This is a genomic window from Leptospira selangorensis (genome assembly GCF_004769405.1).
GTDB lineage: Bacteria > Spirochaetota > Leptospiria > Leptospirales > Leptospiraceae > Leptospira_B > Leptospira_B selangorensis.
In genome coordinates, this window is sequence record NZ_RQES01000010.1 from 98,441 (window position 1) to 123,483 (window position 25,043).

A 25,043-nucleotide genomic window follows, 5' to 3' on the forward strand; every position below is an offset into this window, starting at 1 on the left:
CGTCCGAATTACGAAATCCGTATTGTAATCACTCGCTTACATGCCTGTTTTTAAATTTCAGTTTTATAACTCTGTTGGTTTTTTGAATTTTTAAGAGTAAATATTCTTAGAAGCAAATAGCAGAATCTAGCTCCTGATGAAAATCTCACTACTCAAGTGATGTTTTTGTAAATTAAAACAGATTCTGCAATTGGCCGAACTCCGCCGCCCACTCTTCGGGACGAAGTAAGCATTTACTTACAAAACTAATCCGTAATATTTATTTTTTCTTGAAATAGTAGTTAGGTATGTATCGTCCGATAGAATTAGGTCGATAGTAGATTAATAACAACTGTCGAACCGAAAGAGATAAATATGAGCTCCGGAATCAACCCCACCAAAAAATTCTACGCTGCACTGGCATGTTCCTTCCTTCTTTTCCAAGGATGTGTTGCCTGGCCTTTACTAACGGGAGCTGTTGGGCTCGCGGCAGGAAAAAAAGGAGGCGGTGGATTATTCTTCCTTCCTGGTGGAGGAACTCCTACATTAAGTAGAGTAGAGATCTCTTCTCCTAATTCAAGTTTCGCAAAAACTACGAGCATGTCTTTGGTGGCGACTGCTGCGTATTCTAACGGAACTCATAAAGATATTACTGCGGACGCTGTATGGAGCACCAGCGATTCTAACATTATCTCTATGGCTGCGGGTGGGCAAGCTACAGGAACGGGAGTGGGAGCTGCGGATATCAGCATCACTTACGAAAACAAAACCGCACTCATTTCTCTTTCGGTTACTTCCGCTCCTTTAAGCAGTATTTCTATTTCTTGCGTAAATCAAACGGATAATTTGCCTAAAGGGATCACCAGACAATGTACTTTAACCGGTAACTTTGCGGACGGTTCCAACCAAAATCTAACTAATGATCCAAATACTACATGGAGCACAGGAAGTTCTGCAATTGCTACAATAGATTCCGCAGGACTCGTAACCGCAGTAGACGCGGGAACAACTTCGATCCGAGCTTCTTACAATTCATTAAATGCTAGTAACTTATCTTTAACTGTTAGTTCCGCCGCTTTAGTTTCCATCGCAGTAACTCCTACGAACAAATCATTAGCGTTAGGAAAGAATCAGCAATACACCGCTACTGGAACTTATTCTGACAATTCTAACCAAGACATTACGAACTCTGTAACTTGGAATTCTTCCGATACGGTAGTCGCTACTATCAGTAATACTGCCGGGTCCAAAGGATTTTTATCCACAGAAGATATGGGATCTTCTACCATTACAGCTACTCTGAATTCAATCGGAGGAAACACTAATGTTACTGTTACTGCCGCTGTTTTAGAAAGTATTTCTATCACTCCTCCTAATCCAAGCACTCCGAAAGGAAGAACTTTAAATTTAGTAGCTACCGGTATTTTCTCCGACGGTCATAATGAAAACATCACAGACCAAGTTACTTGGTCTAGTGAAGATACTTCGATCGCAACTGTGGATAACGGTTCCGGATTTGAAGGTAGAGCTTCAGGGATCGCAGTTGGAACAGTAGACATCACTGCGGAAATAGGCGGGATAGAAGAAACAGTATCTTTCTCCGTAACTGCTGCGGTATTAGAGTCCATTCAATTAACTGCGGATGATTCCTCTATCGCAAAAGGAACAAGCACAGCTATATTAGTGACAGGAGTTTATTCAGACGGAACTTCTCAAAATATCACCGGTTCCGTTTCTTGGGGCACCTCTTCGACTTCTATTCTTCAGTTAGGAACTTTAACTGCGACTCCGAAAAAGCAGGTGAATTCTCCAAATAGCGGATCACTTGGAACTGCTACGATCACCGCTACTTCAGGAAGTATCAGTGGCACTGTTGATATCACAGTTACCGCTGCAAAATTGGTTTCTATCGCAGTAACTCCTACAAATCCGAGCGTAGCTAAAGGGTTGACCAAAGATTTTACTGCTACAGGAACTTATACAGATAGTTCTACTCAGAACTTGACCACATCCGTTACCTGGGCTTCTTCCGACACAAGCAAAGCTACAATCAGTAATGCTTCCGGAACGGAAGGTAAGGCAACGGCCGCTGCGGTTGGAACTACAAATATCACAGCGACCTTAGGAACAATCACTTCTCCTTCAACAACATTAACTGTTACCGCTGCGGTTTTACAATCCATCACGATCACTCCTGCAAGCCCAAGTGTTGCAAAAGGAAGATCCGAAAACTTAAGTGCAACTGGAACTTACTCTGATAATTCCACTCAGGATCTTACAACTTCGGTTACTTGGAGCAGCTCTAGCAACTCCACTGTAGGCGTAAGCAATGCAAACGGGACCAAAGGAAAAGCTACAGGTGTTTCTGTTGGAACTGCAACGATCACCGCAACCTCGGGATCCGTCTCCAACTCCATCACGTTTACTGTAACGTCTGCCGTACTGGATTCTATCGAGGTCCATATTTCGGCTTCTTCTATCGCTAAGGGAACTTCTACCCTTGCGGAAGCTACAGGAACTTATTCGGACGGAACCACTGCGGATATTACCGACCAAGTAGTTTGGGGAAGTTCTCAAACTTCTATCATACAATTGGGAGCGTTAACCGCTGCACCTAAAAAGACATTAACTTCTCCTAATAGTGGTTCTTTAGGAACATCTAATATTTCCGCTACTTTAGGAAGTATCAGCGGAAACGCCGACCTGACTGTGACTGCGGCAACTTTAGTATCTATCCAAGTAGATCCTACTAATCCAAGTGTTGCAAAAGGACTTACTCAGAACTTTACTGCAACCGGAACTTATACGGATGCAAGCACTCAGGATTTAACAACTTCCGTTACCTGGGCAAGCTCCAGCACAAGCAAGGCTACGATCAGCAATGCCGCAGGAAGTAAGGGACTTGCAACTACTCTTGCAACTGGAACTACGAATATCACTGCAACTTTAGGATCGGTAACTTCTCCTGCGAGTGTATTGACTGTGACAGCCGCGGCGCTTACAAGTATTACGATCGCTCCTTCTCCTACTTTAAGTATCGCGAAGGGACGCACTCAAAACTTCACTGCAACAGGACATTATACCGATAGTTCCACTTCGGATCTGACTACTCAGGTGACTTGGAGTTCATTCGATCAAACTAAGGCAAGTATTAGCAATACTTCCGGAACAAACGGTAAATTGACTGCTCTGCAAGAAGGAAGCACTCAGATTTCTGCAAGTTATAACTCGATAACCAGCACGGATACCGTGGTGACTGTGACTGCTGCAGTTTTAGATAGCATTTCGATCACTCCTACTAACTCAAGTTTAGCAAAAGGTTATACTACTCCATTCACTGCAAATGGTGTGTATTCCGATGCTACTACATTGGATATTACTGCTCAAGTGACCTGGGCTTCTTCCAATACATCTTCTTCCACGATCAGTAATGCAAATGGAAACCAAGGTGTGGCGACTGCTGTTGCGGTCGGAACAAGCACGATCTCAGCTACATTAGGTTCAGTATCCGCTTCTACTAACTTTACTGTTACGGCTGCGGTTCTAGTTTCTATCGCGGTATCTCCTACGAACAGTAACGTGTATACTACCCAAACCAAAGACTTCACTGCGACTGGAACTTACTCAGACTCGACAACTCAGAACTTGACTACGTCAGTTACCTGGGCTTCTTCCGATACAAGTAAGGCTACAATTAGTAATGCTTCCGGAACAGAAGGTAGAGCAACGGGTGTAGCGGCAGGAACAATCACTATCTCTGCAACCAGCGGTTCCGTAAGTGGAAACACTCAGTTGACTGTGGTATTCTTGGATACCACTCCTCCGACCGTATCTAACGTGGTTTCCTTGAGCCCGACTACAGTAAGGGTTACATTCTCGGAATCCGTGAATACAACTCAGGCAACGACTGCTACTAATTATAAATTGGCACTAACCTCTGCGGTAAGTGGGGCTTGTTCGGATAATAGTAATTTCTCCTCTACTTCTAATATTTCCGTTTCTTCCGTAAGCGGTAGCGGAGCTGTTTATACGTTGACCTTGGCTTCTTCTCAAACTTCCGGAACCAACTACACTGTGATCGTGAATAAGAGCGGCGTCCAAGATCTTTCCGGAGTTCCGAACAATTTAGGTTGTGCGAACTATGGAGACTTCGTTGGGCAAGAGCAATTAAAAGTAAGCTCTGCTTCTTGCGCAAGCACCGGCACCGTGATCATAAACTTCTCCAAGCCGATCAAATCGGGAAATAATGTAAGCGGCTCCGCAGAATGTAGTAGTACTTCAGAATGTGGAAACCGTTATGCATTTGTAGGGACCACAGACTTAGGCACGATCAGTTCTGCTAAGATACTGGATGGTGTGGTTTGCGGTGGTGCAACTGCAGATTCTGCGAAAGTTTGTGTAACTCACAGCTTATTACAAACCGGCGCACAATATACGATCATGGCTGCGAATAATGTGAACGGAGACGGATTTGATAATACATCCTGGGGATCCATCCGTGATTCAGGAGATTCCGAAAATATCCAATCTTCTCCGAGAGATAGAGCTTCCTTCTTAGGTTGTGGAACTTCTCCTGTAAACTTCGGAGACGGTCCGATCTCTATCGATCCGAACGGTTCCACTTTCGGCTATCTAGCGGACTTTAATAGTAAGATCTATACAGGACCGAACAATGCAGGTAACGGAGCATTACGTTTCGCTTATGATGGAGCAAATCCTGAATCTGTTCAGTTCTCCTTTGTAAAAGATACTACGGCTCAGAACTCCGATGCTACTAACGTTAGCTCCAACTCTGCGACCACTCGGGAGAATAGTATCGCAGTTCCACCTTACGTGACCTTAGGACATTCCGGCTGTACTCAAAACGATGCAACTCTTGCAAATGGTTGTGGTCCGGACAATGAAAGCGGAAGGGGACTCTTCACCACTGGTTCCTTGGGCAGCAATCCGTTCATCTTTATCGCTGCTGCAAAAACAGTTCCTAGCGGATCGAATTACAATTTCGACTATATCTATTATTCGAATGATACTTCGACCAACCTGAATTATAAATACATAGATATGGGTTCTATCACTGGAACTGTAACTGCAGGTACTTCTTCTATCAGCGTTCTGAATGATAGAGTATTCCCTGGGTTTGCAAAACCAAGTAATGATGGAACAGGAACCGGCGGAGGATTGAATGCTCCTGACTTCGGATATATCACGTTCAATACTGCGGATACCACAACAGGCAACTGTACTGCGGGTTCCAACTGTGATGCTTATGATGGTGGCAATGGTAGAAGGATACGTATCGATTATATGCCTTACTTCGGCGGACCGTCCAACGGAGGGAACGGAAATGTAAACAGTAGTCCGAACTGGGGATATTATATCGGAGTGGATTCTTCCATCGTATTCAAGAATAGGATCTATGCTGCAAACGGCGGTCTACATGCCGTTGGGCATAACGGATCAATTATTCGTTCCAATTCTTCCAGCCCTACGACTGCTTGTTCTACCAAGAACACTTGTGCTGATTGGACAGAAGTAGGTCCAAGAACAAATACGAAATGGCATAATAGTACCACGAACAACTGGTTCTCTCTGGAACTTGCAAAATTCTATGATCTGATCCCTGCAGATAGAGCTTTCGCTCAGTTTGCGGAATTCAACGATAAATTATATGTGACTCGGACCATCTGTATCCAAGGAACTCAGGCGAGTGGAATCCGCACAACTGCAGGAACCGTAGCAGGATGTACTGACGGAACGGACACAAACCGTAGAGCTCAATTATGGAAATGTGATCCTACAGCAACAGGAGGCAGCACAGAATGTGATGCTGGAGATTGGAGCGTAGTAGGAGACGACGGTAACGGTATCACAAACTTCGGCGATTCCACTAATAAGACAATTACCATGGTGGCTAAAAATGGATCTTATCTGTATGTAGGATTCGATAACCCGAACGGTATCCGTATCTATCGCACAAATACAGCTAATCCAGGTTCCGCTTCTAACGTATGGACTCAGATTGCCGGTAATGGACTTACAGATTCAGGTAATGTGCAGCAGATCTTCTCCGCCGTATCCGTAAGCACCGGCGGAGTATATTATCTTTATGTGAGTGTTGGGAAGAACAATACTCCTGTGAGAGTATACAGACAACAGAACTTATGAAAAAGAACTTAAACATCTATTTCATATTTGGCTTATTCTCTCTGGTCCTTCTTTATAATTGTAGGGAAGACCAGAGACATGAACCATTACGTTTCGAAAAAGTTACCAAGGCAGAAGCCTCCGCTTTCCAAGCACAAGTAGACGGGACAATCCTGGAAGGTTCTTGGGAATATAGATTTAGGATCAAACAGGCTGATAGAGTCACTCTTATAGTAGAAGTTCTAACTGATAAACCGGATCTGGCAGTATCCTTATCCAGAAAAGGAATCTTATTCGATTCTAAGATCAAATGTGGAGAAAAGATCAGCCAACTTTCTCCTTGCAAACTTGAAATAAACAATCCTGAAAAAGGAGATTATTCCTTGGTATTAAACCATCAATCTTCCGATCCATCGGAAGTTCTTTCTTACAGAATATTCGCCGCAGTGCATGGCCCTGGATATGCCTCGGTAATTTGGGAGGAAGAAGTTGCGCGCAGATAAAATTCTACCCATACTTGCCGTCATATTCTTAAGTTTAGGATTCGGAGAATCTTGCAGACATGCAATGGTACGTTATCCTCAAAGTCCTCCGGAAGCATGTAGGATCTATCCTACTTCCAGAGAATGTAAACGTGCCTTGGATTTAAGATCTGCTCAGGCGGAACAAGGCGGAGAAGTTCATAAGGTCCAACATACCTACTACTTCTTCGGACTTTATCCTGGAAATCTGGTATTAGACACTTCTAAATACTGTGCGGACGGACCAAAATCAGTTCATCAGTACACAAGTTTTTGGAATGGTTTTTGGGAGCAGATAACTCTTGCGATCTATTCCCCTCAAACGGTGGAGATTGAATGTTACAAGTAATCAAGATCCTAATATTGGTTTTGGTCCTCGGACTCGCAGCAGGCTGTCATACTACCACTGTGGTCCATAAGGGTGGAGAAACTCCTTATGCTTTGGCAAAGGAAACTCCTGGTCCGGATAAAAAAGCAAAACAAGGAAGTACGGTTTTCGGAATCTATCCTACCGGTGCTCCTATGGAAGCAAGCTGCGATCGAAACCATCCGGAAGTGATCATGAAGACAGGGTTTGTAGACTTAGTCATTCATGCACTGATCGGCCCCTTCTATACTACCAAAACCGTAGAAGTTTACTGCAAACCGTAAATTGCTGGCCAAGCGCCTAGGTTCCTCCAGAATAATCGAATGCCTAACTGGGCCTTCGATTATCTCCTTTTACCCCTTGGAATTTATTTAGCCAGAATGACGGACGTAAGCATAGGCACGGTTCGTATCATCCTAATCTCCAGAGAAAGAAAGATCCTAGCAGCAATGCTTGGCTTTATAGAAGTGCTTCTCTGGTTGATTGTAATCACTCAGATCATGAGAAATCTAAGCAATGTACTCTGCTATATCGCTTACGCAGGTGGATTTGCAACAGGCACCTTCTTAGGAATGGTGGTAGAAGAAAAACTCGCCTTAGGACATTCACTCATCCGTATTATCGTTCCGGAAAAGGGAGAAGAGATCGTCCAAAATCTTGCCCAAGCAGGCTATCGCACCACTACATTGGAAGCACAAGGAGCCAGAGGTCCGGTTAAAGTCATTTTATCCTTATTAAGAAGGAAAGAAATACCCATTGTGCTTGGAATACTAAAGAACACTGCGCCAGGTGCCTTTTATACGATTGAGAATGCTCGTAAGACAAGTGACCCGGAACTGTGGAAGACTTCCGGACAGGAAGGAGAGAGTTTTGCCCGTATTTTATGGAGAAGGCAATCCAGAATTAGGAAATGATCCGGGGACAAAGCCCCGGAAGCCCGGAAAAGAAAAAAGTCCCGCTTAGGCTGGGACTTTTACTAGGATCTTTTTAATTTCCTTATGCATGAAGGTCGGAAAGTTAAGATTGTACTGCGGGAGTAGAACTTTCCAATCATCCTTGCGGATGAATTTGCGGCAGTTAGAAGCCCCGCAAGCACATTCAAAAGTCTGGTCAAAGTTCACTACGAAGTTACCGTAGTCGATGTTCAGCTCTTCTCCAACTTCTATATCCCTTTTGGCGATAATATTGTCCATTTGATCGTACCACATGTTCGGATCGCAGGAATGGTTCATAAAGTTGGAGTGATTGATAACAAATTCAGATCCGGAAGGGCCGGTGACTAGGCCGAAGTCTACGTCATAGCCGTATTTCATGAAGATTTCCTTCTCCTCTTCCGGAAGTTCATCGGCTTCCGAGACGGAGAGTACTTTCCATCCGAATTCCTCATCTTCGATCCACTCGCTATAGCTGAACAGTAAAGTTCCCTTAGCGATTGGTTGAGAGGCGAAGATTCCGTTTTCCCCGAACTTGTTCGTGCGTCTTTCGATCATGCAAGATCAACCTGCTCTTCCCCATTAGGGGCAAAATTTTTATCAGTCAAGACCGAGATCGAAAAAACTTCAATTAAAAATATGAAATACCCCCTAGCTCGGCCCCTAAAAAAGAAAGACCGGTCCCGACGGGTCTTATTCATAATTGGAAAAAAATTTCAAACGCCTCGATCAGGAAGAAGATCCGAGATCAGTTCGTAGGTCCAGTCCCCGTACGGATCCTCATCCTTCTTCTCACTCTTGAGAGACCTCCAGTCCTTTCCCTTTCTTTCCATGACTAAAGAAGAAATCTTGAATAGAGATGTACGGCCGCTTGCCTCTTCCAGTCTGGAACTGTCCCTTCCTATTTCTAGAAAACAAGTCAGAGGAAAAATCCTGCTCCAATTTTCCCCCAAACCTAGGATTGCTTCTTCTAGATCTTCGGACCCGGAGCCTATACCGAGTCTAGTGACATCCACAAAAATAGGAAGTTCTCTCCCGGCATGACCAAGAGTACCGGATCGGATCTCTTTACAGAAGTGGATCGCTTGGGAAAAATTTTCTGCGAAGCCCAATACCGCGGATGAGTGATGATTAGAAATTCTGGAGATCATTCTTCCGAAACTAAGTCCATCTTCAAGACCCAAACTTCCTTTAGGAAGGATGAGTATCGGTCGAACGTCTTTGCGGACCAAACGAAACAGGTACTTAACTAATGCGAAGGATTTATTTCTAGTCGGCTGGAACAAAGTCAGGAACATGTCTTCTTCTTATGTCGAACCAAACTTATCTTTCGTTTAGTATAATTTATTATAAAGAAGAATTTCTATGTCGCATAAACGAATGCAATTTTCGTAAAATTCAAGAAAAGGAAAAACGCTTGAGTACATTACGCGGATATGTAAGTTTCGGATTTGTTTTATCGGGGAGGTACTGCGCTATGAGTGGTAAAAGATTTCTTTCTAAGAATGATCATCAAAGGATCCTTTCCACCCTTGAGGTTTCCGCCCAAGCAGCAGCAGTTCAACCGAGTATCTTAGAAATTATACGTAAGACGTTATCTAAAGCCAAAAAAATAGATCAGAACCAAGTTCCCCAGGACCTGATCACTATGAATTCCAAATTCGTGCTCAAAGATCTTGGCAACGCAGAAGCATTCCAATTCACCTTAGTATATCCTGACGATTATAGTGAAAATGCTCCTGCTAACGGCAAACTATCCCTATTTTCCGCTCATGGTTCGGCGGTATTAGGAGCCAGAGTAGGAGAAGTAGTTCGTTGGGAGATCAACGGAATGGATAAATACCTAAGAGTCCAAGAACTACTCTACCAACCGGCTGCTATTTAGGATAACCGTACAATCCTCCAAGTTCCTTAGAGAGAATATCCTTATAATCTACCTCGCTGATCTGTCCGTTTCGGATATCGTAAACCCAACCATGTATCTCCGGAAATCCATACTTAGCCAAAGCATTCTGTATCATTCCGGTCTTGTATAAGTTCACTACCTGCTCTGCGACATTCAGGTGGATCAGTCTTTCCTCTCTTTTGTCTTCAGGAAGAGCATCCAATTCTTCTCTATGTTTTAGGTACACATCCTTAATATGAGTGATCCAGTTGTCTATTAGGCCTGTGGCCTTTCCTTGTAGAGCGGCCCTAACCCCGCCGCAGCCGATATGACCGCAAACAATGATATGTTTTACGTTCAATGCATCTATCGCATACTGAACCACACTAAATAGGGACATATCGTCCACGGAGACCACGTTGGCAATATTCCTGGTTACGAAAATTTCCCCCGGATTTGTTTTAGTGATCACATTTACCGGGACCCTGGAATCGCTACATCCGATGAATAATGTTTGAGGTGCTTGGCCCTCGGCATGTCTGGCAAAAAATTCAGGATCTTCTGCAGTCCTTTCTTCTACCCATTCTTGGTTGTTCTTTAATAATTTTTGATAAGACTCGCTCATTTCTTTTTTCAAGGATTCGATATCATTTTCCATATTCGGTATCCCTCCTAGGATCACCGTAATCCCTTTACGGTGGGCATTTTTTCTAAATTCGTGGATCAGTTCTTTAATATCCTGATCCATATGAAGTGTTCTAGTTCCGTCTATCTCCAAAGTGATCCCGGAAGGTTGGCTTTCTAAAATCGCCTTGATCTTTGCCTTATGGAAGAAGCCTAAGTTTTCTCCTAAAACGATCCTTCTAAACTTACCATGGCGCTCTTCCCTATAGATTGCCGTCCTATGATCTTCATATAGAACGAAAACTAAAGCCACCAAGATACCGCAGAACGTTCCGATCAGAACATTCGTGAAGAATGTGACGACTACAGTTACTAAGAAAGGAAGGAACTGGGAATATCCTTTTTGGAACATCAGCTTAAACATCGCAGGTTTCGCGAGTTTGAGCCCCGTAAAAGTTAAGATCGCAGCTAAGGACGCAAGAGGAATGGTATTCATAAATTTAGGAAAAAGTAATACACTGATCCCTATCCATGCCCCATGAAAAATGGCGGAAAATTTAGTTTTTGCACCTGAAGAAGCGTTTACCGAGCCTCTGACCACCACACTTGTGATCGGGATCCCGCCTGCAAGTCCGCAGGCCATATTCCCTAAACCTTGTGCGATCAATTCCTGAGACATGGGAGTTTTCCGATTTTCTTCATCCAGTTTGTCTACCACTTCAACGGAGAGTAAAGATTCTAAAGAAGAAGCAAACGCGATCGTCAATGCCAAAGTCCATACCGGACCCTGATCCCAATAGGAGAAGTTCGGAAAATCCAAATGGGCAAATAATTCGGAAGGATTTTTGAAAACTGGAAGAGTAACTAAGTGATCTTGGCTTAAAGCTCCGCCAGGAAGAAGATGACCTAAAAGTAAATTCGAGCCGGTTCCGATAATGATCGCAGCTAAAGAAGCAGGGACATATTTGAATTTTTTAGCAAAATATTTATCCCAAATCCAAAAGGATAAAAGGGAGATAACCCCGATCACCAATACATTACTTTGTAAATTTCGGAAAGCATGTATGATCAACATGAGAGAGTTTGTTTCTTTTGCTTCATGAGGATCATGGTAAGATTCATTCACGTCTTCTTGAGTGATATCGAATTCTTCTACCCCGAATTCCTCTACGTCGTAACCGATCAAGTGAGGTAATTGTTTGATAACCAGAAGTAAGCCGATCGCGACGGACATTCCTACTACTGTTGCAGAAGGAAGATAAGCAGATAAAGCGCCTGTTCTTAAGATCCCAAGCAGAGTTTGTATCATTCCCGCAATAAGAAGTGCGAGAAGAAATGCTTCGAAATTCCCCAGATCTTTGATGCCTGAGAGAACGATAGCAGTCAAACTTGCCGTGGGCCCTGAGACACTTAAGGCGGATTTACTAAAAGTCCCTACTACGATCCCACCAACAAAACCGGAGATAATCCCTGAAAATAAGGGAGCGCCGGACGCATGAGCTATCCCCAAACAAAGAGGAATAGCTACTAGAAAGACTGCGATACTTGAGGAAAGATCGTAAGGAAGGTTGGAAAAAAATTGTTTTGTTTTTAAATTCATCGATACTCGCACGGGCGGGCTTCTATTCTATATCAAGGAATAAAAACCCAGAATTGGAAACGGTTGATAAGTCCGTAACTTTTTCCGACGTCAGTCGAAAGTATCCATAACTACTGAAATTGATATAGCTTGTGCTTACCAGGATTTTTTGAAAAAAATCAAAATACGAACAACTGATCAGTAAGAATAGTTAGATTAAAAATTCATAAAAAAATGAAACTATGAGGAACCATATGAGAACAAATTTGTTCAAACTTATAAGATTAGAATCCATACTTATAATATTCATAATATTTAGTTTTTCGAATATACTTCACTCCAAGGAGAATCCAAAAACAGAGACAGCCATTTTTGCAGGTGGATGTTTTTGGTGTATGGAAGGACCTTTCGAAAAACTACCCGGTGTCATATCCGTAGTCTCGGGATACACAGGTGGAAAAGAGAAAAATCCAACTTACGAAGATGTAGGTTATGGAAGAACAGGACATAGAGAATCGGTCCTTATCACTTACGATCCTAAAAAAATCGATTATACAAAACTTTTGGATACGTATTGGAGACAAATAGATCCGACCGATTCAGGAGGACAATTTGCAGACAGAGGCAACCAATATAGGGCAGCCATCTATTATAAGAATGAGGCTGAAAGAAAATTAGCCCAAGAGTTTAAGGATAAAATAGGGGCTTCTAAAAAATTCTCTTCTCCCATCGCGGTGGAAATATTACCTGCATCGGAATTTTATCCTGCGGAAGAATATCATCAGGATTATTATAAAAAGAACCCTACGCATTATAAACAATACAGAAAGGGTTCCGGGAGAGAGGATTATGTGAAAGGAGTTTGGGGCGTTAAGTCAGATTAGAAGACGCAGAGGTTTTTTCCACGCAGAGACGCTAAGCCGCTGAGAGATTTTTTAAACGCAGACGAAAACCCTCTGTGTCTTTGCGACTCCGCGTGATTCATCCCTGCGTCTCTTACAAACTCTGCGTCTCATTCCCCAAGTAAACGGAAGAGATAAATTGTAAGCCTTTGCAGTTTATCTCTTTCAGGACCTGGGATCTCTTTTTCTAGATCGATCGTCTTTCTATAAATCGATTTGAGATGGTTTTTCATAGTCCCAGGATGGATACCTAAGTCTTCGCTGATCCGACTCTTATCCTTACCGGAAGCGATTCCCGCACAGATCTCTGTTTCTTTTTTAGTAAGTTTAGTTTTATCTCTTAAAATTCCGATCAGAGCTTCTCTATCCATACCTTCATATTTTCTGAAAGTATCAGATGGAGATTTTGCAAAATCCGAGTTGTTCTTTGCTTCTCCGGATTCCGAAAGTTCGGGATTCGCAAGTATAGTGCTTAAGAAGCTGGAAACTTCTCCATTACGATCTTTGATAGGAAGAACATTTTGTTTCCAATCTTTTACGAAACCGTTTTTAACATTCGAGTTAGAGATCGAAACAGAACCTTGCAAAACGGATTCCCAAAACTCATCATAAAAAGTTTTGGATGCTCCCGCTCCGGATTGGAATGCTTTTGGGGTTTTTCCAATGAGTTCATTCTCTTTTAAGCCGGAAATTTTTTCGAACTGCTTATTCACCGCAAGGATCACTCCTTCCTTATCGGTTAAGAACATTCCGTTCTGGGATTGCTGGAATGCTTTGTATAAAGCTTCCTTCTTCCCCGCCTCTGATTCTTTATCTTCCGTGAATACGAATAGATAAGATTTCTCCGGCATTAGATAAGCATGTTGTTTTGTTTGAAGGAAACTTCCATCTTTCTTCATTAGATGAAGTCCTCTTCCTTCGAACTCTCCCGACTTACTTACATTTGGTAGTATAACTGATTCGAAATATTTTTGATCCGTTTCTGAAAGAAGATCGGTAATACTCATACTCTTAGCCGATTCGATAGAGGCGATGCTAAGTATCGTCCTTCCATTCTCGTTAATATGAAGGATCCTTCCACTCGAATCGCAAATTAACAAAATATCGGGCATACTTTCTTGTGTTTGAATAATTTCTTTAACGTTTTCCAAGCTTAGATCCATCCGATTTGTTTTGTATCTAAGAAACCACTCGATTCTTTTCGAAAAGATTTCTCTCTTATTAATAACTTAAGACATGGATTTTTAAAAAAATCCTACAAAGCATTCCTAGAATACTAAGAAGAAGCTTCGCTGTTAAATGAAGAGCCCTAACCTTTGCGGGATTATGTGCACTTGATCATTTAAATTCCCGAAGCCAATTGTTGCAAAAGAAAGGCAAACCAGTTGAAGACGTCTGTATCAATCTCTACAAAAACAACCTCTCTAAAGTTTCTAATTCGAAAGGATTAGTTTCTTGCAGAATCATCCCGCCTTAGGAGATCTTTTAGTTATGAGCGATCTGAAACTTGTAATAGGAAATAAAAACATCTCCTCCTGGTCCTTCCGTCCATGGATCCTACTCACTCAATTTGGAATTCCTTTCGAAGAGATTTCCTTAAAACTATTCACACCTGAATACGCAGCCATAATCGATAAGTATTCACCTTCTAAAAAAGTCCCTGTCTTAAACGACGGGGACCTAAGAGTTTGGGACAGCCTTAGTATCGCGGAATATTTGGCAGAAAAATATGCGGAGAAGGGTCTTTGGCCAAAGGATCAGATCGCAAGAGCCAAAGCAAGATCCATCACCGCAGAAATGCATTCCGGATTCACAGGCCTAAGATCTAATCTGAGCATGAATTTTCATGGTAAAAAGCCCGACTTCTCCGTTCCGGAAGATGCGAAGAAGGATATAGATAGGATACAAACACTTTGGGAAGAATGTTTGAGCTCCTACGGCGGACCATTCTTGTTCGGTCAAAACTTCTCCATAGCAGATGCATTCTATGCCCCGGTGGTTTCTAGATTTATAACGTACGGAGTAAAACTAGGACCTAAATCAAGTGAGTATGTGCAGACTATCTCTAATTTACCTTCTTACAAATCTTGGGGAGAAGGAGCCAAATTAGAGATTAACTAAGTAAGATCTTTTTGTAGGATCTTCGACAATATATATACATATTTTTACTTGTTTTTTGATTAGTATTTCTTAGAATTCAAACTTATGAATTCTAAGAAAAGAGGCACAGAAGAACTTCCTCCAAGTAGATTCGATAAGACCCAAAGGGAAGTTTGGCTGGAAGATAGGATAGATCTAGGAGAGGAATCTTCTCCTTCTACCCAATTCTTTTGGGAAAATTCCAAATCGGTCCTGACCCGAAATAAATCACCCGATATTCCATTCGATGCAAGTATCAATCCATACAGAGGTTGTGAGCATGGATGTATTTATTGTTTTGCAAGGCCGAACCATTCCTATATGGATCTTTCACCGGGATTGGATTTCGAAACAAAAATATTCGTGAAAAAAGAACCTGCCAGACTGTTGGCGGATGAATTAAGAAAGAAAAAACAAGCGCTCGAACCGATCACGATAGGTACTGCGACGGATCCTTACCAACCGGGAGAGAGGATTTATAAAAACACAAGATCACTATTGGAAGTGATGTTGGAATTCAAACAGCCTACCGCAATCATCACAAAGTCTTCTCTCATACAAAGAGATATAGATATTCTTTCCGAAATGGGAAAATTAGGAATTCTGAAAGTATTTCTTTCCATCACCACCTTGGACAAGGAACTTTGGTCCAAATTAGAACCTAGGGCCCCTGCTCCCGCAAGAAGAATGGAAACTCTTCGAAAACTTACGGATGTTGGAATTCCAACAGGTGTATTATTCGCTCCTGTAATTCCGTTTATCAATGATTTCGAAATGGAACATCTATTGGAACAGGCATCTTTATCAGGTGCAGAAGCAGCCGGAATGGTATTCGTAAGACTTCCTTTCGAAGTAGCGCCTTTATTCGAGGACTGGCTTACCCGACATTTCCCACTCAAAAAAGAAAAGGTCTTAAAAGTTATCTCGGAAGCAAGAGGAGGCAAATTATATAAAGCCAATTGGGGAGAAAGAATGAAAGGAGAAGGGAATTATGCGGAACTTCTTCAAAAAAGATTTTCTATCTGCATCAAAAGGTTCGGACTCACCAAAAGAAGAGAATTGAGAAAGGACTTATTTGCTGTTCCTTCTCGTTATCTTTTGAAAAAGAAAAAACAAGAGGAATTCCTACCCGGGCTTTTTCCGGAATAATGACTGTAGCAAAGGCCACAGCCATTACGTTCGTTCGAAATAGTAGAAAGAAAGAAGCGGATTAGATAGAAATTTCCTTCCCCATTTTTCAGACAGATCGGATATTTACCGAATGAATTGGGAACAAAACTACCATCTGGAAGACGGAACCTTTGTAGGAGCCGGTGACGTATCCATCTATTATAGAGCCTACCGCGCAAAAGACGCAAATAATCCTAGAACCTTAGTGGTTCATCATGGGATTGGAGAACACGGAAAAAGATACGACAATTTACTCGAAGCACTTTCCGGAAAAGGATATAATGTTTATCTAATAGATGCTCGCGGCCACGGAAAATCCGGAGGAAGCAAAGGTGTAGTCACTCATTTTAACCAATTTTTAGCCGACTTGGACAGATTGATCAGCATCGCAAAACAGAAAGAAGGAGTGAAACAAGTCACTTTGATGGGACACTCCATGGGAGCGCTGATCTCATTATTCTATGCCGGAGAACCTTCTCACCAAGCAAGTTTAGATAGACTCGTGCTAAGCGGATTGCCAATTGCTGTAAAGACTGACTTAGTTATGAATATCAAGAAAGGCGCAGGAAGTTTACTCGCTGGAGCATTCCCCACTCTTACTGTTCCAACCGGATTAGATGTCAACGCTCTCTCTAGAGACAAGTCGGTTGTAGAGGCTTATAAAAAAGATCCTTTAGTTCATGGTTCAGTAGGAGCTTACTTAGGAGATTTCCTTTTAAACTCCAAAGAAAAAGCCTTGGAAAAAGCGGCTCGGATCAACTTCCCAGTTTATCTATTTCATGGAAAAGAAGATTCTATCGCACTTTCTGTCGGAACAGAAGAAGCATTTCAAGTTATACCTTCTTCAGACAAATCCATGAAAATTTACGATGGGTTGTATCATGAGACAATGAATGAACTTCCGGCGGACAAGGCAAAAGTTTTGGGTGATTTAGTGAACTGGTTACAAACTCATTGATAAAAGGGAAAATTCTCTCTGAGCGGGGTATGGCAACCTCACTTAGCTCGGATTTGTGCATGGGCGCATATGCGGCCATGCTCTGTCCCTGGGTGGACGGGCGAACCGACACCTATGCGTAAATAATGCCGATGGGACTGTCTCTCGCTGCATACGCGAACGTTCGCACAACCGCCATCGTCACCCTCTTCAAGAAATTATAACTTTATAAAATCATAATATTAAAGGAGCCTGTCATGAGAAAACTAATAATGTGGAATGTAATCACACTGGATGGATATTTCGAAGGTGAAACAAACTGGGATTTGAGTTTTCATGGACTCGTTTGGGGCGAAGAGCTTGAGGAGTTCAGTCTTACTCAGTTAAAATCGGCTGACATGCTTATCTTCGGCGCAACTACATACAAAGGAATGGCAGATTATTGGATTAAGGCGGAAGAAGAAAAGACGGAAGGAGAAATCACCAAATTTATGAATGGGATCCAAAAGGTTGTCTGCTCATCGACTCTCAAAACTGCCGACTGGAATAATACTACAATCGTAAGAAATGCTGCAGTCGAAATTCCTAAATTAAAAGAGCAAGGCAACGGGGATATGTTTGTATTCGGAAGTGGCAACTTATCAGGATCCTTATTGAAAGCTGAGTTATTCGATGAGATCCGTCTATGCATTGCGCCTACATTCTTAGGAAAGGGAAAACTTTTGTTCGATCCGGGAATTCCTAATAAAAAACTCAAATTACTTGAATCTCGTGCCCTTACTACAGGCGGCATCCTTGTTCGGTATGCTCCGGACTAAATGCCCGAACAACGATAAGCAAAAAATAATATGGAAAAGATAAATCTATTCATCAATAAAGTGAATGAATTCGCTTCGAATAACGAAGTAATAGAAGGCGTCGCGGTAGCAGGCTCATTCATTTCCAGAGAACTTGATGAATATTCTGATATTGATTTTGTGATAGTTTTGAAAGATGGAACTCAATACCAGAAAAAAGAAATGGTCGATTTCGCAAAAAATTTCGGACCTTTGTTATCAACATTTACCGGCGAACATGTTGGAGAGAAAAGGTTATTAATTTGTCTATATGAGAATCCATTTCTCCATGTCGATTTTAAGTTTATCCAACTTTCTGAACTAAAGGAAAGAATAGAAAATCCCGTTTTTATTTACCAGAACAACGAACGGATCCCATCAATCATCGAATCAACGAAAGCAGAATGGCCGAATCCTGATTTCCAATGGATAGAAGATAGATTTTGGGTTTGGATACATTATGCCGGAACTAAATTAGGAAGAGGAGAGTATTTTGAGACAATCGATTTCTTATCATTCGTAAGAAATACGGTTTTAGGTCCTCTGCTTCACCTTAAAAATAAATCTCTACCTCGGGGAGTTAGGAAATTAGAATTTATCATCGATCCAAGCGATCTTGAAAAACTAAAATCCACAATTCCTAGCTATGATTTTAGATCAATTAAGGACAGCATACTGAGTTCAGTTAAGCTATACCAAGAACTGAGATTGGCACTTTATAATTCTGAGATCAAAAACTTATCCGAAGCAGAGAATTACGCTTTGGGATATTTAAATAATATTAACAATTAAGCCGTGCGCGCCATGCAGTTGTATGCACGTGCATGGGCGCATGAACGGCCATGCGCCGATTCCTGAGTGGATATGCGAACCAACGCATATGCCAGTATCTCAAGTTAAATGGGCGAACATTCGCAAATTCAAATTAACCAGTCGGCATTTTCTCAAATGCTGTTAACGAAGGATCAATCGGATCCCAAGCTAACCCGCGAATTTTGTAAGTAAGCACATGAGGTGCAAACCGGCCAGGCTCATCCAAACTTCCCGCATGAACCGCGATCATGTCCGGCATTGCAGCAAAGCGAAGATAAACCGGCGTTCCACATCTTGGGCAGAAGGAGTGGATCTTTATATTCCCGCTATCACCCGCAACTTCCCAATGAGTTGCTTCCCCTGTAATTGCCATCTCGGTTCTTGCAGGAAAAGTAAGGTAAGATCCATGTCCAGTCCCACTTCTAAGTTGGCAGTCTCTACACTGACAATGGTTTTGAAAGATTGGTTCGTGTTTGGTTGTGTAGCGGATTGCGCCGCAAGCACATCCGCCGGTATAAGGTTTGGTCATGAGAGATTCCCACTGGAAGCAGACTTTGGCTTAGCAAATACATCAATACCCTGTCCCGTTTCCAATAAAGATTTCAGACTGGAAAGAACGATCGGCCAACCTTGTTGGATCCCTTTCGCCATTCCGCTACCTGCTTCTAGTTCATCGTGAGTAACCGTTAATCTCGCCATATCGTCATAAGCTTCTATATTAAAAGTCACTCGACTATAACTTTCAGGATCGGCTGCTTGTGAAGGACTCGCCCAAGAAATGACAAGACGAGTCGGCGGAACAACTTCGACCACCTTTCCTACAATATTCACTGTACGATCGTTAGCACGCACATGTTCCCAGGTTGCACCAGGTTTCCAGTCGGAAATATTTTCATGTCCCCAATAGAGGCGTGTAATCTCAGGTTTCATAATTGCCTCGAACACCTTCTCCGGTGTCGAGCGTATATATGTTACGTAGACAAAGCTAGTTTTCTCTTTACTCATTATTCTCTCCTTCAAGTTCCTTCTTAAGGTCATGCAGCAAACTAAGTCGCTGGTGTTCGAATTTTCGCACCCACCGTTCATACACCTCATGCAGTGGCACGGGATTGATGAAATGTAATTTCTCCCTGCCCCGCCAAACAGTGCTGATCAGATTGGCCGCCTCAAGGATCCCGATATGCTGAGTGGTAGATTGCCGAGTCATGTCAAGGTGCTCACAAAGTTGACCCAAGGTTTGGCCGTTCTTCTCGTATAGAAGATCCAGCAGCTTTCTTCGTGTCGGGTCTCCCAGCGCCTTGAAAACATTATCAGCATCCATTCGTTGCGTTTCTGAAAAAATAATATGCAGGCAAATGACTGCATGTCAACTAGAATACTCAAAAAATTACTAGCGAACAGATAAATAAATAGATCGACCACCCAAGTAAAAGTGAAGCCTATACTAGCCAAATGGAGGATCCGAAAAAATGGCAGTGAAACGAATGGACAATGTTGGTATTGTTGTGGAAGACCTTCCATCCACGATTGCTATATTCCAAGAAATAGGTTTAGAGTTAGAAGGACAAATGAGAGTCGAAGGATCCTGGGCGGACCACGTAGTAGGGCTTGAAGGAATGCAAGTCGATATGGCGATGATGAAAACACCCGATGGACATAGTCGACTGGAATTGTCTAAATTTATAAGACCGAAACCAATAAGTCGGGAACCGAAGAATGCTCCCTCCAACACTTTAGGTTATCTTCGTGTAATGTTTGCAGTCACAGATATCAAAGACACTGTTACGCGACTGGAAAAGCATGGAGTTACGCTCGTTGGTAAATTGGAACAGTACGAAGATACTTATCTTCTATGTTATTTGCGAACCCCTGAAGGATTTATCATCGCACTCGCCGAAGAACTCAAATAAAGTTTTAATAGTTAAATGAGCACCGAGCAATAAATAAGGTTATAGATCAAATGGAAAATTCAAAAGTATTCGCTATGTCTTTCTCAAAGGTTTATCCTCTATACATACAAAAGGCGGAACGGAAAGGAAGAACCAAAGCAGAAGTAGATAAGATCATCTATTGGCTCACCGGATATGATTCTAAAAGTTTTCAAAAACAACTTAAGAATGAAGTGAATTTCGAAGAATTTTTCGATCAAGCTCCTCATCTCAACGATAATGTTTCGCTGATCAAAGGAGTGGTCTGCGGTATTCGTGTAGAAGATGTAGAAGATAAACTTATGCAGAAGATTCGTTATCTTGATAAGTTGGTAGATGAATTGGCCAAAGGAAAGGCCATGGAGAAAATATTACGTGGATCTGTTTAGTGAATCCTTTTGTTTAAATTGGTAGAAGGTCCTAACCAATTGAGAATCTGACCTCGTCGCTGCATGGGCGAATATGCGCCCATGCAACTCCTATCTGGTGAATATTTGAGCCAATATTGGATTTATCCTAGGAGCTCTTCCAATAGTTTATCGAGTACTATGCAAAGATCCTTCCAAGCTTCAACTGCACCAATTTCCGCCTCTCGCACTTCTGCAGAAGCGAATTTGACCATGTGAGTCATTAGAGTTAGATTGCCTTCAGTTGTAAAGGTGCGCGACTCTACAGTAGCATCCGGATTTTGTGGACCATCCGGATTAAACGTGGACATGTCTGTCGCATAATTCTCGTTATTCGCTATTTTCTCAGGCACGATTACCTCGAGGAATTTTCCATAAACGCCCATTCTGGTTCCATTTTGATCTACAAAGACGTATAAATAATTACCGCCAACCCTAAGATCATTCTTTATACTCTCTAGTTTCCAACCTTCGGGACCAGTCAACCAACGAAGCATCAACTCCGGTTTTGTAAAACAATCGAATACCAATTGACGAGGCGCGGCAAAATAACGTGTAGCGACAACTTCTCTTTCGCCTCGAAGCTCTACCTTCAGTTCTTTTATATCTGCTTTCATTTCTATTCATCTCCTATTGTTTGCATCGTCTTCAATTCTTCGAGTAGCCCATCGAGCGATTGATAGCGCTTCTCCCATATCTGGCGGTATTTCTCAATCCAATCCGTAGCTTTTTTGAGAGGAGCAGTTTCCAATCTGCGTGGGCGCTCCTGCGCACGGATAGTGGTCGAAATAAGACCCGCTTCCTCCAAAACTTTGAGATGCCGCGAAATAGCCGGCTGGCTCATTTTGAAGGGTTTAGCGAGCTCCATAACTGTTAAATCCTGTTTTGCGAGACGCATGAGTATCGCTCTACGAGTTGAGTCAGCAAGCGCGGCAAAGGTAGAATCGAGGTTTTGCATAGCTAAGTTATTATATAATCATATAGTTATATAAAGAAGAAATGTCAATCCTTTTTTTAAACGTCTTTTTTCAATAGGGACCAAGGAAAAATCGCGGAACGATTTATAAGGGGAGCGTCAAAAGCTGCTTATATCTTCTCCTAAACTCTTCGTTTGGGATCCTATCTTCTCCTGCTCGTCGAAGATCAGCCAAGAGCCCATTGACAAAATACATTTCAATCTCTCCTTTATTTTTGGCAGGTACTGCTCCCCTGTATTCGCAGTCGAAGAAATCTTTTACCAATTCATAAGTAGTGCCGGAAATATTGATACGACCTGGAATACCGGATGATTCACAGCGGCTTGCGGTATTGACCGTATCGCTCCAAACGTCATATGCAAACTTCTTCTCGCCAATTACACCTGCTATCAAATCGCCGGAATGAATTCCGAGTCGAAGCTCCCAGTATGGTAGGCCTTGGTTCGCCTTAATTTCTTTCATTTGATTCATGAAGGCCTGGATTTCCAGAGCGGCCATCACGCAGTCGACCGCATGTGTTCGATTCGATTCCGGGATACTACCCGCGAACATGTAACTGTCCCCGATCGTCTTGAGCTTCTCGAGCTTATGTCTCTCCATTACACTATCAAAATAAGAGAAACAACGATCAAGCTCCGCAACGAGTTCCGTGGGTGATAGAGTTTCCGCAATCTGAGTGAAACCCTTGAAGTCTGTAAAACAAACCGTTGCACTACGATGCAAGCGAGGTTCTGAAACTCCCTTCTCTTTCAACTCTTGAGCAATTTCTTCCGGCAATATATTAAGAAGCAATTGCTCCGACTTTTTATGCTCTTCCGTTAACTTTGCTTCTGCCAAATCTACCGCTTTCACAAATTGGTAAACAACCAGAACAAAAGTAAAACATAGTAAGACCAAAGGGGGCATAAGATATTCGGCAGGTACTACCCATCTCGGTGGACCAAATATCGCATGCCCGCCTAAAACTTTATAATAATACTGGCTAAAAAGAAAAAGCCCTAATGGCAAAATAGAGATTACGACCCTTACAGTATTAAACTTCTTAGAGATCATTAGAAATGACAAAGTGGAAGTAAGCAGAAACGCTAACGGTGCAGGATCATCCGCTTGAGACATTGTCAGCGCCAAAAGGTGATAATTAACAGCGACTAATGTAATTACCGCAGATAAATTATAATAACGTAATCTTAATAAATAAAATGCAAATAGTAACGGAATGATAAGAAGGAAATAATGGATAAAAGAGAAGGTATGGGTTTCAGGAGGTTCATTAAAATAGATTGAGACAACTAGTAGTGTCGGAATCATAAGCATACTCAATTGAGTGTAAAATGTAGTTCGGACCGGCCTTGATTCGGATTGAGTCAGACCACTAGTGATTTTTTTAGCCTGAAACCATTCTCGTATCGCATTCAGCATATCATTTACTTTTTTCATTCCGAATTTGCCCTCTTTTCATTCTAACGTGCTAAGTCCTGTAATTGTTTTACCTTCTGGTCCTTTTCCGGAGACTCGAAAGCTTTTAAGGAGAAAGTATTCAGATTATATTCCTTAGTAGTATAGTTGTCTTTATTATAAGGACCAACTAACTCTTTATCAGGCTCAGTCGTTTTTGCAGCAAGGATCCTTCTCATTCCTTCTTCTCCTTGCCCAAACCAATCCGGATCTACTGCAAGATTGACCCTATGACCTCTCAATTGAGTCAAAGCATAAGGTCCCTCGTATCCGCTTTCTCGGATCAATTTACCGAAAAACAAAAATTCGACTTCTTGTCTTCCTGCATTCAATTTACCGTCGAAACTCGCCCAAGCGATCGGATCCCCATTTCCTGCATTTACAAGATTGGCTTCTAAATGATAAGTACCTGCTTTGAATACGTTTACTCCCGTCTTTAGGCTCAAAGAACCGTCTCTTGGAACATCTAAAAAGTATCCGCTCCATTCTGCAGGTTGGTAAGGAGAAGAGAAGAAGGAGGACAGGACTTTACCCTGCTTCTTCTCTTTTGCGTATTCGAATTCCACTTCCATGAACATATCCCCCCAGTCCTTGTAGGTGGGCCTCCATTCGAAGGTAAAAACATTATCCTTAGCGTGAGCATCCCCATCTATTCCCTTATCATTCCCGTCAGGAGGAAGGGCCACAAATTTGTTTCCGTCGAATTCTTTCCAAAGTTTTACATTACGAATATTTAATGGGACTTTCTCAAAATTGCTCGTATTAAAACATTCCAAAGTGATATGAAGAGGCTCCTTCACACCTATCGCAGCCCATTGTAAAGGTTGTAATTTACAGGAATATCCGTTTGGTTTTTTATCCTCAGGTTTATCCACCATCGCGATCGGAGAAAGTTGGATAAAATAAGGATTTGTGAGATCTTCGTTATACTTGGTCAAAGGTCTCGAGTTAGGTGGATACTCAGACCATTCTAAATAATCTTTTAAAACTTTTTCAGGAGGAATGGATTCATCCAGACTTCCTAAAAAGTCAGGATTGTCCGATGCAGAACCACCACCCGGAGGACTTCCTTTCGCCATCCATTCAGCTTTTGCTTTTTTCTCTTCTTCCGATAAGAACCAACCGTTCTCTTCAGCCTCATCCCTTAATAGATAGAAAACCAAGGCGGCTGCAATCGCAAGGCCAAGGTAGATAAAAATTTTTTTTTGACTCATCTCTAAATTTTCAATGCCCAGTACAGGCTCACCTATATATGAAATGCAAGACCATTCTCAACCTTTATTTTAAGAATCTCTAAAGAAGAAATTCCCTAACCCTTTTGGACTAATTTCATTAGAACGAATTCTTTTAGGTCCTATTGTTTGGTTTGCCAATCTTCTTATTTTCCACTTACAAATCCTTGTAACAATTGTTTGGAAATAAATTGTAACTAACACTGCATGCTATTG

At 42.1% G+C, this 25,043-nt stretch carries 25 protein-coding genes; 14 read left to right on the top strand and 11 right to left on the bottom strand.

The genetic code is table 11. From position 1 onward, the window contains the following. The first annotated feature begins 354 nt into the window (after positions 1-354). Genes EHO58_RS06070 through EHO58_RS06090 form a run of 5 tightly spaced genes read left to right on the top strand, consistent with a single transcriptional unit; the run spans position 355 to position 7,925 of the window. Entirely contained in the window at positions 355-6,144 is a 5,790-nt protein-coding gene (locus tag EHO58_RS06070) for a beta strand repeat-containing protein (RefSeq protein WP_135679308.1), read from the top strand. Beyond that, positions 6,141-6,626 carry an LIC_10463 family lipoprotein gene (locus EHO58_RS06075; RefSeq protein WP_135679310.1) on the top strand — a complete coding sequence of 162 codons (486 nt, stop codon included), beginning with the start codon at positions 6,141-6,143 and terminating at the stop codon, positions 6,624-6,626. Before EHO58_RS06070 ends, EHO58_RS06075 begins: the two co-directional genes overlap by 4 nt. Next, the gene (locus tag EHO58_RS06080; RefSeq protein WP_135628366.1) at positions 6,613-6,993 is read left to right on the top strand and encodes a Bor/Iss family lipoprotein; all 381 of its coding nucleotides are present in this window, start codon (positions 6,613-6,615) and stop codon (positions 6,991-6,993) included. The genes EHO58_RS06075 and EHO58_RS06080 overlap by 14 nt, the downstream gene beginning before the upstream one ends. After that, positions 6,981-7,295 (top strand): LIC_10461 domain-containing protein, encoded by a 315-nt coding sequence (locus EHO58_RS06085; protein ID WP_135679312.1) that lies wholly within the window; start codon positions 6,981-6,983, stop codon positions 7,293-7,295. Before EHO58_RS06080 ends, EHO58_RS06085 begins: the two co-directional genes overlap by 13 nt. Before the next feature lie 39 nt (positions 7,296-7,334). After that, positions 7,335-7,925 carry a DUF2179 domain-containing protein gene (locus EHO58_RS06090; protein WP_135679315.1) on the top strand — a complete coding sequence of 197 codons (591 nt, stop codon included), beginning with the start codon at positions 7,335-7,337 and terminating at the stop codon, positions 7,923-7,925. Positions 7,926-7,970: 45 nt separating this feature from the next. Here the strand turns inward: EHO58_RS06090 and EHO58_RS06095 are convergent, their stop codons facing one another. Together EHO58_RS06095 and EHO58_RS06100 are read right to left on the bottom strand one after the other, a co-directional pair. Then, positions 7,971-8,501 carry an SET domain-containing protein gene (locus EHO58_RS06095; protein WP_135679318.1) on the bottom strand — a complete coding sequence of 177 codons (531 nt, stop codon included), beginning with the start codon at positions 8,499-8,501 and terminating at the stop codon, positions 7,971-7,973. 158 nt (positions 8,502-8,659) lie between these two features. Then, the gene (locus EHO58_RS06100; protein WP_135679321.1) at positions 8,660-9,241 is read right to left on the bottom strand and encodes a hypothetical protein; all 582 of its coding nucleotides are present in this window, start codon (positions 9,239-9,241) and stop codon (positions 8,660-8,662) included. Between the two features lie 179 nt (positions 9,242-9,420). Between EHO58_RS06100 and EHO58_RS06105 the strand changes: the two genes are divergently transcribed. Then, complete coding sequence (locus tag EHO58_RS06105; RefSeq protein WP_135628361.1) at positions 9,421-9,828, top strand: GreA/GreB family elongation factor; 408 nt, start codon at positions 9,421-9,423, stop codon at positions 9,826-9,828. Here EHO58_RS06105 and EHO58_RS06110 read toward each other — a convergent pair. Then, the gene (locus tag EHO58_RS06110; RefSeq protein ID WP_135679323.1) at positions 9,821-12,052 is read right to left on the bottom strand and encodes a SulP family inorganic anion transporter; all 2,232 of its coding nucleotides are present in this window, start codon (positions 12,050-12,052) and stop codon (positions 9,821-9,823) included. The genes EHO58_RS06105 and EHO58_RS06110 overlap by 8 nt on opposite strands. Positions 12,053-12,285: 233 nt before the next feature. On the opposite strand from EHO58_RS06110, the gene msrA reads away from it, so the two are divergent. Continuing rightward, positions 12,286-12,915 (top strand): peptide-methionine (S)-S-oxide reductase MsrA, encoded by a 630-nt coding sequence (msrA, locus tag EHO58_RS06115; protein ID WP_135628359.1) that lies wholly within the window; start codon positions 12,286-12,288, stop codon positions 12,913-12,915. 128 nt (positions 12,916-13,043) lie between these two features. Here msrA and EHO58_RS06120 read toward each other — a convergent pair whose 3' ends face one another. Continuing rightward, on the bottom strand, positions 13,044-14,096 hold the full coding sequence (locus EHO58_RS06120) for a PAS domain-containing protein (RefSeq protein ID WP_135628358.1): 1,053 nt from the start codon (positions 14,094-14,096) through the stop codon (positions 13,044-13,046). Positions 14,097-14,424: 328 nt separating this feature from the next. Here EHO58_RS06120 and EHO58_RS06125 point away from each other — a divergent pair, with 328 nt between their 5' ends. The 5 genes from EHO58_RS06125 to EHO58_RS06145 all read left to right on the top strand — a co-directional run bounded on the left by EHO58_RS06125 (position 14,425) and on the right by EHO58_RS06145 (position 18,807). Beyond that, a complete protein-coding gene (locus EHO58_RS06125) occupies positions 14,425-15,054 on the top strand; it encodes a glutathione S-transferase family protein (protein WP_208728730.1) in 630 nt (209 codons plus the stop codon). A gap of 84 nt (positions 15,055-15,138) precedes the next feature. Continuing rightward, the gene (locus EHO58_RS06130; protein ID WP_135679325.1) at positions 15,139-16,221 is read left to right on the top strand and encodes a PA0069 family radical SAM protein; all 1,083 of its coding nucleotides are present in this window, start codon (positions 15,139-15,141) and stop codon (positions 16,219-16,221) included. Positions 16,222-16,333: 112 nt separating this feature from the next. Continuing rightward, positions 16,334-17,200, top strand: a complete 867-nt coding sequence (locus EHO58_RS06135; RefSeq protein ID WP_135679327.1) for an alpha/beta hydrolase — start codon at positions 16,334-16,336, stop codon at positions 17,198-17,200. A 236-nt stretch (positions 17,201-17,436) separates the two neighbouring features. Beyond that, the gene (locus EHO58_RS06140; protein ID WP_135628354.1) at positions 17,437-17,997 is read left to right on the top strand and encodes a dihydrofolate reductase family protein; all 561 of its coding nucleotides are present in this window, start codon (positions 17,437-17,439) and stop codon (positions 17,995-17,997) included. A gap of 30 nt (positions 17,998-18,027) precedes the next feature. After that, positions 18,028-18,807: an aminoglycoside 6-adenylyltransferase gene (locus EHO58_RS06145; protein ID WP_135679330.1), complete on the top strand. Its 780-nt coding sequence runs from the start codon at positions 18,028-18,030 to the stop codon at positions 18,805-18,807. 133 nt (positions 18,808-18,940) lie between these two features. Here the strand turns inward: EHO58_RS06145 and EHO58_RS06150 are convergent, their stop codons facing one another. Genes EHO58_RS06150 through EHO58_RS06160 form a run of 3 tightly spaced genes read right to left on the bottom strand, consistent with a single transcriptional unit; the run spans position 18,941 to position 20,149 of the window. Continuing rightward, positions 18,941-19,357 (bottom strand): GFA family protein, encoded by a 417-nt coding sequence (locus tag EHO58_RS06150; protein ID WP_135679332.1) that lies wholly within the window; start codon positions 19,355-19,357, stop codon positions 18,941-18,943. After that, positions 19,354-19,833: an SRPBCC family protein gene (locus EHO58_RS06155; RefSeq protein ID WP_135679334.1), complete on the bottom strand. Its 480-nt coding sequence runs from the start codon at positions 19,831-19,833 to the stop codon at positions 19,354-19,356. Before EHO58_RS06155 ends, EHO58_RS06150 begins: the two co-directional genes overlap by 4 nt. Beyond that, complete coding sequence (locus tag EHO58_RS06160) at positions 19,826-20,149, bottom strand: ArsR/SmtB family transcription factor (protein ID WP_100705694.1); 324 nt, start codon at positions 20,147-20,149, stop codon at positions 19,826-19,828. The genes EHO58_RS06155 and EHO58_RS06160 overlap by 8 nt, the downstream gene beginning before the upstream one ends. A gap of 148 nt (positions 20,150-20,297) precedes the next feature. Here EHO58_RS06160 and EHO58_RS06165 point away from each other — a divergent pair, with 148 nt between their 5' ends. Beyond that, the gene (locus EHO58_RS06165) at positions 20,298-20,738 is read left to right on the top strand and encodes a VOC family protein (protein ID WP_135679336.1); all 441 of its coding nucleotides are present in this window, start codon (positions 20,298-20,300) and stop codon (positions 20,736-20,738) included. A 50-nt stretch (positions 20,739-20,788) separates the two neighbouring features. Beyond that, positions 20,789-21,145, top strand: a complete 357-nt coding sequence (locus tag EHO58_RS06170) for a DUF2200 domain-containing protein (protein ID WP_135679338.1) — start codon at positions 20,789-20,791, stop codon at positions 21,143-21,145. A 122-nt stretch (positions 21,146-21,267) separates the two neighbouring features. On the opposite strand, the gene EHO58_RS06175 is transcribed toward EHO58_RS06170, so the two are convergent. From EHO58_RS06175 to EHO58_RS06190, 4 genes are all read right to left on the bottom strand, one after another. Then, positions 21,268-21,780: an SRPBCC domain-containing protein gene (locus tag EHO58_RS06175; RefSeq protein ID WP_135628347.1), complete on the bottom strand. Its 513-nt coding sequence runs from the start codon at positions 21,778-21,780 to the stop codon at positions 21,268-21,270. Positions 21,781-21,782: 2 nt separating this feature from the next. Further along, complete coding sequence (locus EHO58_RS06180; protein WP_135628346.1) at positions 21,783-22,121, bottom strand: ArsR/SmtB family transcription factor; 339 nt, start codon at positions 22,119-22,121, stop codon at positions 21,783-21,785. 103 nt (positions 22,122-22,224) lie between these two features. Beyond that, the gene (locus EHO58_RS06185) at positions 22,225-23,577 is read right to left on the bottom strand and encodes an adenylate/guanylate cyclase domain-containing protein (RefSeq protein ID WP_135679340.1); all 1,353 of its coding nucleotides are present in this window, start codon (positions 23,575-23,577) and stop codon (positions 22,225-22,227) included. A 23-nt stretch (positions 23,578-23,600) separates the two neighbouring features. Then, positions 23,601-24,809 (bottom strand): DUF4785 family immunoglobulin-like domain-containing protein, encoded by a 1,209-nt coding sequence (locus EHO58_RS06190; RefSeq protein ID WP_135628344.1) that lies wholly within the window; start codon positions 24,807-24,809, stop codon positions 23,601-23,603. Positions 24,810-25,043 lie beyond the last annotated feature (234 nt).

What these genes read in the sequence shown, in the direction of transcription:
- EHO58_RS06085 (WP_135679312.1), top strand. Translation starts at nt 6,981, where the DNA reads ATGTTACAAGTAATCAAGATCCTAATATTGGTTTTGGTCCTCGGACTC.
- EHO58_RS06075 (WP_135679310.1), top strand. Translation starts at nt 6,141, where the DNA reads ATGAAAAAGAACTTAAACATCTATTTCATATTTGGCTTATTCTCTCTG.
- EHO58_RS06125 (WP_208728730.1), top strand. Translation starts at nt 14,425, where the DNA reads ATGAGCGATCTGAAACTTGTAATAGGAAATAAAAACATCTCCTCCTGG.
- EHO58_RS06090 (WP_135679315.1), top strand. Translation starts at nt 7,335, where the DNA reads ATGCCTAACTGGGCCTTCGATTATCTCCTTTTACCCCTTGGAATTTAT.
- EHO58_RS06095 (WP_135679318.1), bottom strand. Translation starts at nt 8,501, where the DNA reads ATGATCGAAAGACGCACGAACAAGTTCGGGGAAAACGGAATCTTCGCC.
- EHO58_RS06105 (WP_135628361.1), top strand. Translation starts at nt 9,421, where the DNA reads ATGAGTGGTAAAAGATTTCTTTCTAAGAATGATCATCAAAGGATCCTT.
- EHO58_RS06165 (WP_135679336.1), top strand. Translation starts at nt 20,298, where the DNA reads ATGGCAGTGAAACGAATGGACAATGTTGGTATTGTTGTGGAAGACCTT.
- EHO58_RS06130 (WP_135679325.1), top strand. Translation starts at nt 15,139, where the DNA reads ATGAATTCTAAGAAAAGAGGCACAGAAGAACTTCCTCCAAGTAGATTC.
- EHO58_RS06150 (WP_135679332.1), bottom strand. Translation starts at nt 19,357, where the DNA reads ATGACCAAACCTTATACCGGCGGATGTGCTTGCGGCGCAATCCGCTAC.
- EHO58_RS06160 (WP_100705694.1), bottom strand. Translation starts at nt 20,149, where the DNA reads ATGGATGCTGATAATGTTTTCAAGGCGCTGGGAGACCCGACACGAAGA.
- EHO58_RS06190 (WP_135628344.1), bottom strand. Translation starts at nt 24,809, where the DNA reads ATGAGTCAAAAAAAAATTTTTATCTACCTTGGCCTTGCGATTGCAGCC.
- EHO58_RS06180 (WP_135628346.1), bottom strand. Translation starts at nt 22,121, where the DNA reads ATGCAAAACCTCGATTCTACCTTTGCCGCGCTTGCTGACTCAACTCGT.
- EHO58_RS06110 (WP_135679323.1), bottom strand. Translation starts at nt 12,052, where the DNA reads ATGAATTTAAAAACAAAACAATTTTTTTCCAACCTTCCTTACGATCTT.
- EHO58_RS06155 (WP_135679334.1), bottom strand. Translation starts at nt 19,833, where the DNA reads ATGAGTAAAGAGAAAACTAGCTTTGTCTACGTAACATATATACGCTCG.
- EHO58_RS06070 (WP_135679308.1), top strand. Translation starts at nt 355, where the DNA reads ATGAGCTCCGGAATCAACCCCACCAAAAAATTCTACGCTGCACTGGCA.
- EHO58_RS06175 (WP_135628347.1), bottom strand. Translation starts at nt 21,780, where the DNA reads ATGAAAGCAGATATAAAAGAACTGAAGGTAGAGCTTCGAGGCGAAAGA.
- EHO58_RS06170 (WP_135679338.1), top strand. Translation starts at nt 20,789, where the DNA reads ATGGAAAATTCAAAAGTATTCGCTATGTCTTTCTCAAAGGTTTATCCT.
- EHO58_RS06185 (WP_135679340.1), bottom strand. Translation starts at nt 23,577, where the DNA reads ATGAAAAAAGTAAATGATATGCTGAATGCGATACGAGAATGGTTTCAG.
- msrA (WP_135628359.1), top strand. Translation starts at nt 12,286, where the DNA reads ATGAGAACAAATTTGTTCAAACTTATAAGATTAGAATCCATACTTATA.
- EHO58_RS06140 (WP_135628354.1), top strand. Translation starts at nt 17,437, where the DNA reads ATGAGAAAACTAATAATGTGGAATGTAATCACACTGGATGGATATTTC.
- EHO58_RS06100 (WP_135679321.1), bottom strand. Translation starts at nt 9,241, where the DNA reads ATGTTCCTGACTTTGTTCCAGCCGACTAGAAATAAATCCTTCGCATTA.
- EHO58_RS06135 (WP_135679327.1), top strand. Translation starts at nt 16,334, where the DNA reads ATGAATTGGGAACAAAACTACCATCTGGAAGACGGAACCTTTGTAGGA.
- EHO58_RS06145 (WP_135679330.1), top strand. Translation starts at nt 18,028, where the DNA reads ATGGAAAAGATAAATCTATTCATCAATAAAGTGAATGAATTCGCTTCG.
- EHO58_RS06120 (WP_135628358.1), bottom strand. Translation starts at nt 14,096, where the DNA reads ATGGATCTAAGCTTGGAAAACGTTAAAGAAATTATTCAAACACAAGAA.